Raw genomic sequence first — 13,592 nt, forward strand, 5'->3', positions numbered from 1 at the left:
TTCACATCGGGAACGCCATGGCTGCCGATTAAGCACGCGCATTTGGAACTTGCGGTTGACGTTCAGAACGCCGATCCAAACTCGACCCTCAATTTCTTCCGTAAGCTGATTGCTTGGCGGAAGGCACATCCGGCGCTGCTGACGGGTGATATCGCATTCTTTGACACCGACGAGCCAGTCCTTGCTTTCCGCCGCTCGGCAGGAGATCAGGATGTGATCTGCGTCTTCAACCTATCGCCGGAAGCGCGGTCGGTGGACCTTGCAGGGGGCGATTTGGCGCTAGAGCCGGTTAGTCACAATGCGGTTGTGAGCGGTAGAGCGATTGATTTGGGGCCGAACGGAACGGCGGTTTTGCTAGTGCCTGCGGGCGAAGGTTCGGTGGCGTATCGAGCGCCAGCCCCTGCGGTTGCGGAGGAGTGAATTGCTCCGCCAATTGGAGGTTGGCTCATAGAGCTGGAGAGGGGGGCATTAGTGCCCCTTTTCTTTTGCCTCCAAACGGCGAATGAACAAGGCAACGGTTGGAATAGCGAAACTCAAAAGCAGCAGACGGATGACGTGATGCGCCGCGATGAAGGCGGTGTCATAGCCCATGGCAATCGCCAAAGCGCCGACGCCTTCGAGTGCACCGGGCGAAAGGGCGAGCCAAATTTGCGCCATGGGAATGTCGACCAATTGCGCAACGCCATAGGCCATGGCGGTGACGATTACCAGCATCACAGCTGTGGCGATGACCCCACCGAGGGCGGCGGCTTTAAATTCTAGCCAGGTGATTCCGATAAACCGTGAGCCGATCAGGGCGCCGGTGAGGATGAAGATGGTGACGACGAGTTGGTCGGGCAGGGGCTGGCTGTAGGCACCGCCCAGCTTGGCGATTGTTGCGGCCGCCATAGCACCCAGCACCATCCCTGCAGGGATTTTGAGTTTCACGAAAACGAGGCCCACGAGGGCGCAGCACAGCGCGAGCAGCAAGATCTGGGCTATTGAAAGGGGATCTCCGGCGGCCGGCAGATCAGGCGCTTGCACGGGCAGGAACATCGCGCCGATCGGGACTGCGATGGTGAGGAACAGAACGCGCATCACCTGTATGATGACGATCTGTCGGGCATTGCCGATGCCGGTCGCGGCAATCCCTAGAACGAAGGACAGGTGGCCCGGAAACGAGCTCAAATAGGCTGTGCCCGCGTCGAGCTTAAAAAGCTTGGTCAGCAGCCAGCCAGTGACCAGCACGATGATGATCAACTCGAGCGCCAGCGCTGCCAGCGACACCGGCCATTGTCCGAGCAACTCCAGACTATTGGGCGCGACGCTGGCGCCGATAGAAACGCCAATGAATACAAAAATGAGGTCACGCAACCAATCGGGCACGGTGAGCGGGAATTTGAGTATCGCCGCAATACTGACGCTGATGGCGCTGCCCATCAGCCAGCCTGCTGGAAAGCCTATGAGCTCCGCACTGACCCCGCCCAAAATGGCAATCAGCAGAGTGCCAAGCGTGAACACCCCGCTTCGTGCGGCGGACAGTGAGGCTGGTGCGGACATCTGGGCTCTCAGACACGCCATACGCGGGGGCAGTGGCGTGGTGCTTCAAAAAAAACCGCCTCTTGGAACAAGAGACGGTTTGGGTGTGTATCAACGATATCCTTAGCGGACGGGCAGTGCTTTTTCGATGAGCCGCGCCCAGTAGCTCACGCCGACAGGAATGGCATCATCGTTGAAGTCGTAAGTGTCGGTGTGTAATTCGCTGCTCGGGCCATTGCCGATGAAGATGTAAGCGCCGGGACGCTCATTGAGCATGAAGGAGAAATCCTCTCCGCCCATAGAGGGTTCGCAGTCGTCGTTTACCCGGTCGGAGCCGACGACATCGCGCGCAACAGCGGCAGCGAAGGCGGTCTGATCGGCGGTATTGACGGTGACAGGGTAACCGCGTGCATACCGAATGGTCGCTGTCGCGCCAAAGCTTTGGGCAAATTGCGGAACCAATTCGGTGAGGCGCTGCTCAATGAAGTCTTGGACCTTTCCATCGAGCGTCCGCACTGTACCGGTCACTTTTGCGGTGCTGGAAATGACGTTGTCTGCTTCACCCGCTTCGATCATGGTGACGCTGAGCACCGCGTTATCCAGCGGGCTCAAATTGCGGGAGACGATAGACTGCAAAGCGGTGACCATTTGGGTCGCCACGATGATCGGGTCGATGGTCTGCTGAGGACGTGCCGCATGGCCACCCTGGCCATTGATGGTGATGTAGAACCGGTCGGTTGCGGCCATGATGCCGCCCGTCCGAATGGCGAAATGGCCGAGCGGCAGTCCGGGCCAATTGTGCATGCCGTAGAATTCATCAACGGGGAAGCGCTCGAGCAGGCCATCGTCAAGCATGACCTTGCCGCCGCCGCCGCCTTCTTCGGCTGGCTGGAAAATCAGCACGACACGACCATCAAAATTGCGTGTCTCTGCTAGATATTTTGCAGCTCCGAGCAGCATGGAGGTGTGGCCGTCATGGCCACAGGCGTGCATTTTGCCTTCCACGGTGGAGGCATATGGCGCGCTGGTCTTCTCGAAAATTGTCAGCGCATCCATATCGGCGCGCAGCCCAATCGAGCGTCCCGAAGTGTTGGTGCGCCCGTTGATGACAGCCACAACGCCGGTACGGCCAACGCCTGTTACCACCTCGTCCGCGCCGAATTCCTTGAGTTTTTCGGCGACAATGCCCGCAGTGCGATGAACGTCGAACAAAATCTCCGGATGGGCGTGCAGGTCGCGGCGCCAAGCGGTGATTTCGTCATGGAATTCAGCAATGCGGTTGAGGATAGGCATAGGCAAACCAAAGCAGGGGAAGACATGGCAGTGTCTCTGTCCTGTCCCTCGCCGTCAAGTTTTTGCGCGCCATGGCGGCGCTGGTGCAAGTGTATTTTGTGCCTTTCCGAGTAGCGGAGGCGACAAAGGCTTACAGAGCGGTTTGCTTTTCCAACAAAGCTGACGGCCTTAGCCCAAATTTCCTTTGCTTTGGGTTGCCCGCCCCAGCCATTTTTGCGATTGAAACTCCGGTATGACGGAGTAGCTCATGAAAATCCTCGTCGCGGTAAAACGTGTGGTCGACCACAACGTACGCATTCGCGTTCGCCCCGATGGTACGGGCGTCGAAACCACGGGCGTCCGCATGTCGATGAACCCGTTCTGTAAGCACGCGGTTGAAGCTGCTGTGCAATTGGCGGAGGCCGGGCACGCCACTGAGGTGGTGATCGTCTCCATCGGCCCAAAACCTGCCAATGACGTCATCCTCACCGCCCTCGCCATGGGCGCGCATCGTGGCATTCTGGTCGAAACCGATCAGGCATTGGAAACGCTGACCATTGCTAAGCTGCTGGCTAAGGTGGTCGAGGAAGAACAGCCTGACCTCGTGCTTTTGGGCAAGCAAGCCGTCGATGATGACAGCAATCACGTTGGGCAAATGTTGGCAGCGCTGACCGATCGGCCGCAGGCGACATTCGCATCCGAGATCAAAATTGCGGGCAGTGATTTGGAAGTCACCCGGGAAGTGGATTATGGGCGCGAGACGATCGCGCTCAGTTTGCCGGCCATTGTCACCGCTGACCTACGCCTCAACACCCCGCGCAATGCGGCACTTCCCATGGTCATGAAGGCGCGATCCAAGCCGCTCGCTGTTCGCGCCGTGAGTGAATTCGGCGTTGACCTCACCCCGCGCCTGACCGTGGAAAAAACAACACCGCCGCCCGAGCGCGTCGCCGGGACAAGTGTTGCGTCTGCAACCGAGCTGGCTTCGCTTATCGCGGCAGATATCAACGAGCTGGAGGCAATCTAATGAGCGTTCTTGTTCTCGCTGATCTCGACAACACCCAGCTTTCGCCCGCAACAGCGCGCGTCGTTGGCGCGGCCGCACAACTCGGCGCGGTTGATCTATTGGTGCTTGATCCTGCAGCAACATCGGCCGCGTCCGCTCTACAGGGTGTCGCTAAGGTGATTTCAGCGGCCGTTCCGCTTGAGGCCAAAGCCATCGCTGCGCTGCTCGAAAGCCTCGCGCCTCACTATGACTACATCGTCGCCAGCGCTTCGAGCGTAGGCAAGGATGTGATGCCGCGCCTCGCTGCAAAACTCGACATTCAACCGGTTACCGACATTATCGCTATTGAAGGTGCAAGCTGCTTCGTGCGTCCGGTCTATGCTGGCAATGCGCTCGAAACGGTTTCTGACAGTCAGGCAAAGCATGTCCTCACCGTCCGGGCCTCTGCCTTCCGCCCTGTCGCCGGAACTGGTTCGGCGCCTGTCGAAACCCTTTCTTCCACTGTCCCCGCAGCAGCCCGATTGATCGCGCAGCACCGCACTGAAAGTGATGTGCCAGATCTTTCGACGGCACAAGTCGTCGTGGGTGGTGGCGTGTCAGTCGGATCGGCTGAGGGGTTCAAGCTCATCGAAAATCTTGGCGCTGTGTTGGGTGCCGCCGTTGGCGCGACTCGCGCGGCGGTTGATGCGGGCTACGCCCCCAATGATTGGCAGGTGGGGCAAACCGGAAAAATCATCGCTCCAGATATTTATATCGCCGTCGGCATCTCTGGAGCCTTGCAGCATTTGGCAGGTATTCAGGGGGCCAAGAAGATCATCGCGATCAACAAGGACCCAGAGGCCCCGATTGTTAAAATCGCGGATGTCGCGCTGATTGGTGATCTTTTCGAGATCGTTCCCCAGCTCACAGCAGAACTGCAAAATCTGGGCGTATCCCGGCGCGGTTAAGTCCGCGCGAGAGGCGAACGCTTCTTGCCCAGCTTGCAATTGCAAAAATCCCGGCCCGGCCTATAAAGACCGTGCCTTTTCACCGGACGAAGCACAATGTTCGAAACACTTACTCAGGCCCCTAGCGACAAGATCCTTGCGCTGATGGGCGAATATGCCGCTGACCAGCGTTCCACCAAGATCGATCTTGGCGTAGGCGTTTACAAAGACGAGAAGGGCGTGACCCCGGTCATGACTTCGGTTCGTAAAGCTGAAGAGCGTATTCTTTCGAACGAAAAAACCAAAACCTACCTTGGCATCGCTGGCAACAAGGGCTTTGGCGCCGCTGTGCTCGATCTCATCTTTGAAGATGGCCTGGATCGCTCGCGTGTTCGTATCGCGCAGACACCAGGCGGCACAGGTTCGCTTTGGGTGCTGATGCAGCTGATCACCCGCGCGCGTCCGGGTGCTTCGTTCTATGTGTCTGACCCAACTTGGGCCAACCACGTGCCAATGGCAAAGCAGGCCGGTTTTGATCTCAAGACCTATCCTTACTTCGACACTGAAACGCGTGGCGTAAAGTTCGATGAGATGCTCGCGACACTCAACGGCCTCAAGGCTGGCGATGTTGTGCTGCTACACGGCTGCTGCCACAATCCAACCGGTGCAAACCTGACCCCGGCCCAGTGGGATCAGGTCGCTGATAGCCTCGTCCGCACGGGCGCACTGCCATTTATCGATCTGGCCTATCTCGGCTTTGGCGATGGCATCGAAGCTGACGCCTATGGCACCCGTAAGGTCATCGCTGCCGTGCCAGAAGCCGTTCTCGCCTTCTCGGGCTCGAAGAATTTTGGCCTCTACAAGGAACGCGTTGGTGCGGCCATTTTGGTTGCCCGCAATGCGGCTGAAGCCGATATTGCCAATTCGCAGATGCTCAATGTCGTGCGTGGCGCCTATTCGCAGCCACCTGATCACGGCGCTGAAGTCATCCGCACCATTCTCACGGACGCCGCGCTGCGGGCCGAGTGGGAAACCGAGCTGACCGAAATGCGGAATCGCATGATCTATCTGCGCGAAAAGCTTTCCGCAGCGATCCGCGAACGCTCCAACAGCACGGACTTCGACTTCGTCTCGAGCCACCGTGGCATGTTCTCGCTGCTTGGCTTGACCAATGAAGCGGTCGAAAAGCTCAAGCAGGAAAACGGCGTCTACATGACTGGTGACAGCCGCATCAACGTTGCCGGCCTGCCGGAAGCGAAGATGGGCGAACTTGCTGACGCTATTCTGGCCGTTAGCCGCTAAGCGTCTTAGCTGATGTATGCTGATGCACCCGCCTCTGTGTGGGTGCATCATTTTTTGATCCAGAACGAGGAATTGCAGCGCCATGGCTGACGTAGAACTGGCCGCCCGCATTAAAGCCGCGCTTTCTGAGGTCGAAATTCCCGGCGGCGGCGATCTCGCCAGCTATGCCGGGCTTTCCGAAATCATCGTTACGCCAAGCGCCATCGCTTTTGCGATTGCCGTCGCCCCTGGCATGGAAGCCGCGTTTGGGCCAACGCGGGAGCAGGCGGTTAAACGCGCGCAGGCCCTTGGTGGCGACCGCAAGGTTCTGGTGTCGGTGACGGGCGACAAGCCCAATGTCGCAAAATTCTCGCATGGCAAGGCTACCCCGCCGGGCAAAACCAAGGTCGATGGGATCAAGCGCATCATCGGCGTTGGATCGGGCAAGGGGGGCGTTGGCAAATCCACCACGTCAGTGAACTTTGCGCTCTCGCTCGCCGCCGAAGGCCTAAAAGTCGGCATTTTGGACGCGGACCTTTATGGCCCCTCCGTGCCAAAACTGCTCGGGCTTGAAGGCAAGCCCGCCATTCGCGATGACGGCATTTTCACGCCCCACGAAGCCTATGGCTTAAAAGTTATGTCGATCGGCTCGATGTTGGTCGAAGGGCAGGCGGTCGTGTGGCGCGGACCAATGGCGACCTCGGCGCTGCGCCAATTGCTGCGCGAAACCGATTGGGGCGATCTCGACGTTTTGGTCATCGACCTGCCGCCCGGCACCGGCGACATCCACATAGCTCTATTCCAGCAAACTATTGTCGACGGCGTGGTGATTGTCTCAACGCCTCAGGACTTGGCGCTCATCGACGCGCAAAAGGCCATCGACATGCTGGGCAAGATGCAGGTGCCAGTTCTCGGGCTGATCGAAAACATGAGCTATTTCATCGCTCCCGATACCGGCAATCGCTACGATATTTTTGGCTCTGGCGGGGCCGAACGCGCCGCAGCAACTATGGGCATTCCCTTTGTCGGGGCGATTCCTTTGGTCATGTCGATCCGCGAAAATTCTGATGCCGGCACACCTCCAGTTGTTGCAGTGCCAGAGGGCGCAGAAGCGCAAGCCTATCGCGCCATCGCGCGCAAAGTGATCACCACGCTGCGCTGATCTCCCGCTCACCACCAGCCCAATCCCTCCCCCGACTTCGGGGGAGGTTAGGTGGGGGCATACCAACTCGCACACCGCATTTATATCGATTGCATAGCGGGCTTCGCCAATGCTATCCGATTGCCCCAGTGCAGGAGGAGTGCCCATGTTTTCGTTCAATCGTCACGATTTCGGTCCCAATTTCACCTTTGGCGTGGCGACAGCCGCCTATCAGATTGAAGGTGGCCAAAAAGACGGCCGGGGCTCCTCTATTTGGGATAGTTTTTCCGCGACGGCTGGCAATGTTCACAATGGTGACACCGGCCGCGATGCCTGCAATCACTACGAACTGTGGCCGCAAGATCTCGATCTGATCCGAGACGGCGGCTTTGACGCCTATCGCTTTTCCTTCTCTTGGCCGCGCCTCATTCCGGAAGGGACTGGCGCGATAAACCAAGCTGGCGTCGACTTTTATGATCGTCTTATCGACGGCATGCTCGAACGCGGCATCAAACCCTATTCAACGCTCTATCACTGGGATCTGCCATCCACCCTGCAGGATCGCGGCGGTTGGATGAACCGTGACATTGCCAATTGGTTTGGCGACTACGCGACACTGATCGGGGAAAAATTCGGTGATCGCCTACACGCCACAGCCACGATCAATGAGCCGTGGTGCGTTGCTTTCCTCAGCCATTATCTCGGTGCCCACGCCCCCGGCTATCGCGACTTGCGCGCTGCAGCTCGGGCTATGCATCATGTGCTTTTCGCACACGGCACCGCCATTGACGCCCTACGCGCCACCGGCACGAAAAACCTCGGCATTGTGCTGAACTTGGAAAAGGCCGAACCGGCCACCGACAAGCCCGAAGACCTTGCCGCCTTCAACATGGGCGACGCGCTGTTCAACCGCTGGTATCTCGGCGGCGTCTTTAAGGGTGAATATCCCAAGGAGCTGCGCGAATGGCTCGCGCCTTATCTTCCAGCCAACTATGAGGCCGATATGGGCGTTATTTCGCGTCCACTCGATTGGCTCGGCATCAATTACTACACGCGCGGGCTCTATAAAGCCTCGTCCAACCCCAATGTGCCAGCCGAGCAGGTCAAAGGCCCGCTCGAAAAAACCGATATTGGTTGGGAAATTTACCCGCAGGGTCTCACAGACCTCTTGGTGCGCGTCTCCAACGAATACACCAAGATCCCGATCTACATCACTGAAAACGGCATGGCCGAGGTCGAAGGCGACAATGATCCGCGCCGCGTGACCTATTACGAAGATCACCTCAACGCCGTGCGCACGGCTCAGGCAGCAGGCGCCGATGTGCGTGGCTATTTCGCTTGGTCACTGCTCGACAATTACGAATGGGCGGAGGGCTACAATAAGCGCTTCGGCCTCGTGCATGTCGATTACGCAACGCAAAAGCGTACGCCCAAGGCCAGCTTCCGCGCCTTCCAGGGCTTGCTGCATAACACGCGTTAAGCGGCGAAAACCTCGGGTAATCGTGCGGCCACCAGCGCTTTCGTCAGAGAGTGCTGGGGCTGCGCGAAGAGCTTCTGAGGCGCGCCTTCCTCGACGATTTGGCCCTTCTCCATCACCAGCACACGGTCAGCCATAGCGCCAACCATGTCGAGGTCGTGGCTGATGATGAGATAGCTCAAGCCATGCTCGGCGCGCAGTTTTGCCAGCAGCGCCAAAATATCCCCGCGAACGGAAACGTCGAGAGCCGACACCGGTTCGTCGAGCACCACAAGCTTTGGTCGCGTCACCATGGCGCGGGCAATGGCGAGGCGTTGGCGCTGACCGCCGGAAAATTCATGCGGGTATCGGTCGAGCATTTTAGGATCGAGCCCAACAGCGCTGATCGCCTCAACTAGCCGCGCGTGACGGTCAAGTGGCGAGAGCGCACCGCGCAAGGGCAGGGGCTCGCCAAGCGATTGCCCGATGGTCATACGCGGATCAAAGCTACCGAAGGGATCTTGGAAGACCAAGGAAATGTCGGCGCGGCGCGTTGGTGGCAGGTCTTTGCCGTGATAGCGCGTGCCATCAAACACGAATTGCCCCGAGGTGGCGCTGTCGAGACCAACGATCATGCGCGCCAATGTGGTCTTGCCACAGCCCGACGGGCCAACGAGTGCCAAGCACTCGCCTTTGCCAATGGAAAAACTCACATCTGAAACGGCTTTTACGGGCTCCTGGCGGCCAAAGAAGCGTCCGCCCTGTGCGTAGGCGCGCGTCGCCGCTTCCACGCTCAGAAGGGGCTCGGGGCCGACAAATGTCCCGTCGGTGAGGCGATCGATGCGCGTCGCCTTGAGCAGTTTTTGCGTATAGCTGTCCTTGGCATTGGCAATCACATCGGTAGTGGCGCCGATCTCGACCAGTTTGCCCTTCTGCATAACGCCCACGCGCTCGCAGAGCACCGCCACAGCCTTGATGTCATGGCTGATGAACAGAAGCGTCATCTGCCGCCGCGTGCTCACCTCTGCGATCAGATCAAGCACTTTGCGCTGCGTGATCACATCGAGCGCCGAGGTCGGCTCGTCGGCAATCAGCAATTCCGGCTCACCAGCCAAAGCCATAGCGATCATGGCACGCTGGCGCTGTCCGCCCGAAAGCTGGTGCGGATAGCGCTCGGCGTGTTTGGCCTCAAGCCCGACCTCATCGAGCAGCGCTGCAATTGCCGTGTCGCCACGCTTTGGTGCGTCAGAGAGCACAAGGGCTTCCTCAATCTGCTTGCCGATCTTCATCAGCGGATTGAGCGCCGTCATAGGTTCTTGAAAAACAAAGCCGATGTTTTGCGCGCGCAGACGCGCCATGTCCTGCTCGTCCTGCGGCAGCGGCGCGCCATCGAACAGAATACGACCGGAGACTTTGGCGAGGTCCGGCAACAGGCCGGCAATGGCCATCGCCGTCATCGATTTGCCAGACCCACTCTCCCCGATAATGCCGAAGCGCTCTCCCTTGGCAATCGACAGGCTCAAGCCGTCAACTGCCGCATAGGAGCCAAAGTGGATCGTGAGATTTTCAAGTTCAATGAGCGCCATGGTTACAGCCCCTCACGGCGCAGACGCGGATCAATCGCATCGCGAAGTCCATCGCCAGCCAGGTTAAGGGCGATGACGATCAGCACAATGGTGAGCCCTGGAATAATGCTCAGCATGGGCTGAATGAGGAAGAGGCTCTGCGCGTCGCGCAGCATCAGCCCGAGGCTGGTCGCTGGTGGTTGGGTGCCAAGACCAATGTAGGAAAGCCCCGCTTCCGAGAGGATGCCGAGCGAGAGCTGAATGGTCGCCTGCACAATGACCAGGCTCATGATGTTGGGCAGCAGATGCCGCGCCGAAATGGCGATATTGCCCAAGCCCGCGAGCCGTGCAGCCGACACAAAATCCTGCGTCGCGACGGCGAGCGCACCGCCGCGTGCCACGCGCGCAAAAACGGGTATGTTGAAAATACCAATGGCCACCATGGCGTTGATCTCGCCCGGCCCAATCAATGTGGTCATTAAAATAGCGACAATCACCGATGGAAAGGCGAACGTCAGGTCGGAAAACCGCAAGACCAACCATTCAACCGCGCCGCCCCACGCCGCGGCTGCAAGGCCGAGCGGCACACCGATGCAGAGACCAATGAGTGTACCTACAGCCGCAACAGAAAAGCTCGTCAGCGTGCCACTCATAATCAGCGAGAGCATGTCGCGACCAAGCTGATCGGTACCGAGCCAATGCTCGGCACCCATGGCTTGGAACCGACGTGACACGGCGATTTGCTCAATCGGGTAGGGCGTCCAGATGAGCGAGAGCATCCCCAAAAGCGCAAAGGCGAGCGCGGCGCTGAGGCCAATGACGAGGCTGGGGTGACGAAGCATATGTTTCATGTGCGCCCCCGCAAACGCGGATCAATCAGCACATAGGCAATGTCGGTGATCAGCATGGTCAGGCTCACCACCAGAACCAGTACCATGGTTGTCCCGCTCACAAGGATGAGGTCACGCTCAGAAATCGCCGTAAAAATCAGTCGTCCGAGGCCGGGAAGGTAGAAAACATTCTCGACAATAATGGTCCCAGCGACGAGAAACGCAAACTGCAGCCCGAGGATGGTCATCACCGGCAAGAGGGCGTTGCGCACCCCATGCCGCCACAACGCTTGGCTTTTGGTGAGCCCTTTTGCGCGGGCTGTTCGAATAAAATCTTGTCCAGCCATGTCCACCAGAGCCGTGCGCATGACGCGTGCCAGAATGGACGCCTGAGGCAGCGCAAGCGCGAGCCCGGGCAAGATCATGCCGCGCGCCGCCGCGCCGAAATCTTCACTCCAGGGCGTAAAGCCCCCGGTTGGCAGCCAACGCAGTGACACCGAAAAGACCAGCGTCAGCAACATGCCGAACCAGAAGTTTGGTATGGCGACACCCGTTTGCGCAGCGATCATCAGCGCCGTGTCGGCGGGCTTACCGCGGTTCTGCGCGGCCAAGATGCCAATGGGCAGACCAATGACGACGGAGACCATCATAGCGATGACGGTCAGAGGCAAGGTCACCTGCAGTCGCTCAACAATGAGCTGCATCACCGGCTGCTTCTGCGTCGCTGACACGCCGAAATCGCTGTTCATCATCCCCCACACCCAAGTGAGAAACCTCTGATAGGCGGGGGCATCAAGGCCCATTTGAGCGCGCAGCGCAGCGACGGTTTCTTCCCGCGCATTGATGCCCAGAATGAAGCGCGCCGGATCACCGGGCAGCAGATTCAACAGGAAAAAGATCAGCAGCGCTGCGATCAGGAGCGTTGCGGCAAATCCGGCAATGCGGCGGGCGAGATAGAGGATCACGACAGCAAAAAACCTTCCCCGTGTTTGCGGGGAAGGCCGTAAATCAAAAAATTGTGGCTGACCTGTAGCAGTCGCTTATTCCGTCCAGTGAATGTCGCGCAACACCACGCCTTCAATCGGCGAGTTTTGCCACATGCCGTCGAGCTTGGCGTTCCAAACGCCGGTCTGTGGCAGCTGGAAGAGGTAACCGTTGACGGCGTCCTTGGCGATGATGGTTTGGATCTCTTGCACAAGACGCTTGCGTTCGGAGGGATCGATTGTGCCATTCATCGTCTCGTTGAGGGCCTGAACTTCCGGGTTATCATAGCCGAAATAGTAGTTCGGGTCGGCATAGATGCCAATATCGAACGGCTCGACATGGCTGATGATGGTCAGGTCGAAATCCTTGTTGCCAAACACATCCTCCAGCCAAGGCGCCCATTCCATATTGATCAGCTCGAGTTTGATGCCGATCTGGGCAAATTCGCTGGCGATGATCTGGCCGGAGGTGCGTGCATAAGCTGGCGGTGGCAGCTTCAGCGTTGCCGAGAAGCCATCGGGGAAGCCAGCTTCTGCGAGCAGTGCCTTGGCCTTTTCCAAATCATAGGGATAGGTCGCGGTCAGGTCGAGATAGTCGGCGTGGTGTGGCGCGAAATGGGTGCCAATCGGCGTGCCATAACCATAGGTCGCGGCCACCAGCTCGTCACGATTGATCGCATGGGCCATCGCCTGACGGACCTTGAGATGGGTGAACGGTTCACGCTGGTTGTTGGTCGAGAGAATGGTCTCGCCTTCCGTCGTGCCGGTAACAATCTTGAACTGCGGATTGTTCTCGAAAATAGCCAGCGCCTCCGCACCAAAATTATTGGTGCCGTCGATGTCGCCTGCCAGGAGCGCATTGGTCATGGTCGCGGTATCGCCGATAAAGCGATAGGTCACCTTGGTGAGCGCCAAGGGCATGCCCCAATAGGCGCCATTGGCTTCCAGAACCACGCGGCTGCCGCGATCCCACTGCACGAAATGCAGCGGCCCGGTCCCAATCGGCTCGTTCGCGTTGTTTTCGGCGCTTTCTGGCGCAACGATCACAGCGTCGCCACGACCAATGTTGAAGAGAAACAGGCCATCCTGACGCTTGAGTTTGAACTCGACAGTGAGCGGATCAATCACGTTGACGCTGTCGATAACCTGATACAGCGCCTTCTGTGCGTTGACGCTGTCGTCAGCCAAGATCCGATCAAAGGTGAACTTTACGTCTTCAGCGTCAAAGCTCGTGCCGTCATGGAAGGTCACGCCTTCATTGAGCACGAAGGTATAAGCTTTGCCGTCCTCAGAGACGGCCCAGCTCTTGGCCAGACCGGGGGACACAGATCCATCCTGTTCGATGCGCACAAGCGCCTCAAACACGTTCTGGAACACAACGATGTCGATGGCTTCAGCCGCGCCTGCGGTCGGGTCGAGCGCTGGTGGCTCCAATACGACGCCGAGCTTGAGCTCGCTCGGTTGCGCCAAAGCGGCGGTGGTGGCCAAGATCAGGCCGGCGGTGGCCAGCGCTAGGGATTTGGTCATCGTCATGGGTGTCTCCTGAGGCCGAACTGTCCACGTCTCGGCAGAGATATGTATAGGCAAAACGCTTTGCGCACGCATCGCCCCTGT

At 58.6% G+C, this 13,592-nt stretch carries 12 protein-coding genes (1 of these 12 running past the window's edge); 6 read left to right on the forward strand and 6 right to left on the reverse strand.

Annotation, left to right across the window (positions count from 1 at the left end):
* On the forward strand, positions 1-420 hold the 3' portion of the coding sequence (locus tag H4N61_RS01940) for an alpha-glucosidase family protein (protein ID WP_169195922.1). Its footprint begins 1,236 nt before the window's first position; only the last 420 of its 1,656 coding nucleotides appear in the window; the start codon falls outside the window, past its left edge; its stop codon occupies positions 418-420.
* 48 nt (positions 421-468) lie between these two features.
* On the opposite strand, the gene H4N61_RS01945 is transcribed toward H4N61_RS01940, so the two are convergent.
* Together H4N61_RS01945 and H4N61_RS01950 are read right to left on the reverse strand one after the other, a co-directional pair.
* The gene (locus H4N61_RS01945) at positions 469-1,539 is read right to left on the reverse strand and encodes an AbrB family transcriptional regulator (RefSeq protein WP_182394814.1); all 1,071 of its coding nucleotides are present in this window, start codon (positions 1,537-1,539) and stop codon (positions 469-471) included.
* Positions 1,540-1,641: 102 nt separating this feature from the next.
* Complete coding sequence (locus H4N61_RS01950) at positions 1,642-2,811, reverse strand: M20 aminoacylase family protein (RefSeq protein ID WP_182394815.1); 1,170 nt, start codon at positions 2,809-2,811, stop codon at positions 1,642-1,644.
* A gap of 247 nt (positions 2,812-3,058) precedes the next feature.
* On the opposite strand from H4N61_RS01950, the gene H4N61_RS01955 reads away from it, so the two are divergent.
* The 5 genes from H4N61_RS01955 to H4N61_RS01975 all read left to right on the forward strand — a co-directional run bounded on the left by H4N61_RS01955 (position 3,059) and on the right by H4N61_RS01975 (position 8,624).
* Positions 3,059-3,817, forward strand: a complete 759-nt coding sequence (locus tag H4N61_RS01955; protein ID WP_169195791.1) for an electron transfer flavoprotein subunit beta/FixA family protein — start codon at positions 3,059-3,061, stop codon at positions 3,815-3,817.
* The gene (locus H4N61_RS01960) at positions 3,817-4,743 is read left to right on the forward strand and encodes an electron transfer flavoprotein subunit alpha/FixB family protein (RefSeq protein WP_169195793.1); all 927 of its coding nucleotides are present in this window, start codon (positions 3,817-3,819) and stop codon (positions 4,741-4,743) included. Before H4N61_RS01955 ends, H4N61_RS01960 begins: the two co-directional genes overlap by 1 nt.
* A 96-nt stretch (positions 4,744-4,839) precedes the next feature.
* Positions 4,840-6,024, forward strand: a complete 1,185-nt coding sequence (locus tag H4N61_RS01965) for an amino acid aminotransferase (protein WP_169195795.1) — start codon at positions 4,840-4,842, stop codon at positions 6,022-6,024.
* An 82-nt stretch (positions 6,025-6,106) separates the two neighbouring features.
* A complete protein-coding gene (locus tag H4N61_RS01970; protein WP_169195796.1) occupies positions 6,107-7,165 on the forward strand; it encodes an Mrp/NBP35 family ATP-binding protein in 1,059 nt (352 codons plus the stop codon).
* Positions 7,166-7,310: 145 nt separating this feature from the next.
* Positions 7,311-8,624: a GH1 family beta-glucosidase gene (locus tag H4N61_RS01975; protein ID WP_182394816.1), complete on the forward strand. Its 1,314-nt coding sequence runs from the start codon at positions 7,311-7,313 to the stop codon at positions 8,622-8,624.
* Here the strand turns inward: H4N61_RS01975 and H4N61_RS01980 are convergent.
* The 4 genes from H4N61_RS01980 to H4N61_RS01995 all read right to left on the reverse strand — a co-directional run bounded on the left by H4N61_RS01980 (position 8,621) and on the right by H4N61_RS01995 (position 13,511).
* On the reverse strand, positions 8,621-10,186 hold the full coding sequence (locus H4N61_RS01980) for an ABC transporter ATP-binding protein (protein WP_182394817.1): 1,566 nt from the start codon (positions 10,184-10,186) through the stop codon (positions 8,621-8,623). The genes H4N61_RS01975 and H4N61_RS01980 overlap by 4 nt on opposite strands.
* A gap of 2 nt (positions 10,187-10,188) precedes the next feature.
* Positions 10,189-11,016 (reverse strand): ABC transporter permease, encoded by an 828-nt coding sequence (locus tag H4N61_RS01985; protein ID WP_199368608.1) that lies wholly within the window; start codon positions 11,014-11,016, stop codon positions 10,189-10,191.
* Positions 11,013-11,960, reverse strand: coding sequence for an ABC transporter permease (locus H4N61_RS01990; protein WP_182394818.1), 948 nt, complete (start codon positions 11,958-11,960; stop codon positions 11,013-11,015). The genes H4N61_RS01985 and H4N61_RS01990 overlap by 4 nt, the downstream gene beginning before the upstream one ends.
* Before the next feature lie 75 nt (positions 11,961-12,035).
* Positions 12,036-13,511, reverse strand: a complete 1,476-nt coding sequence (locus H4N61_RS01995) for an ABC transporter substrate-binding protein (protein WP_199368607.1) — start codon at positions 13,509-13,511, stop codon at positions 12,036-12,038.
* Between the last annotated feature and the right edge of the window lie 81 nt (positions 13,512-13,592).

The sequence above is a fragment of the Devosia sp. MC521 genome (assembly GCF_014127105.1).
Taxonomy (GTDB): Bacteria; Pseudomonadota; Alphaproteobacteria; order Rhizobiales; family Devosiaceae; genus Devosia.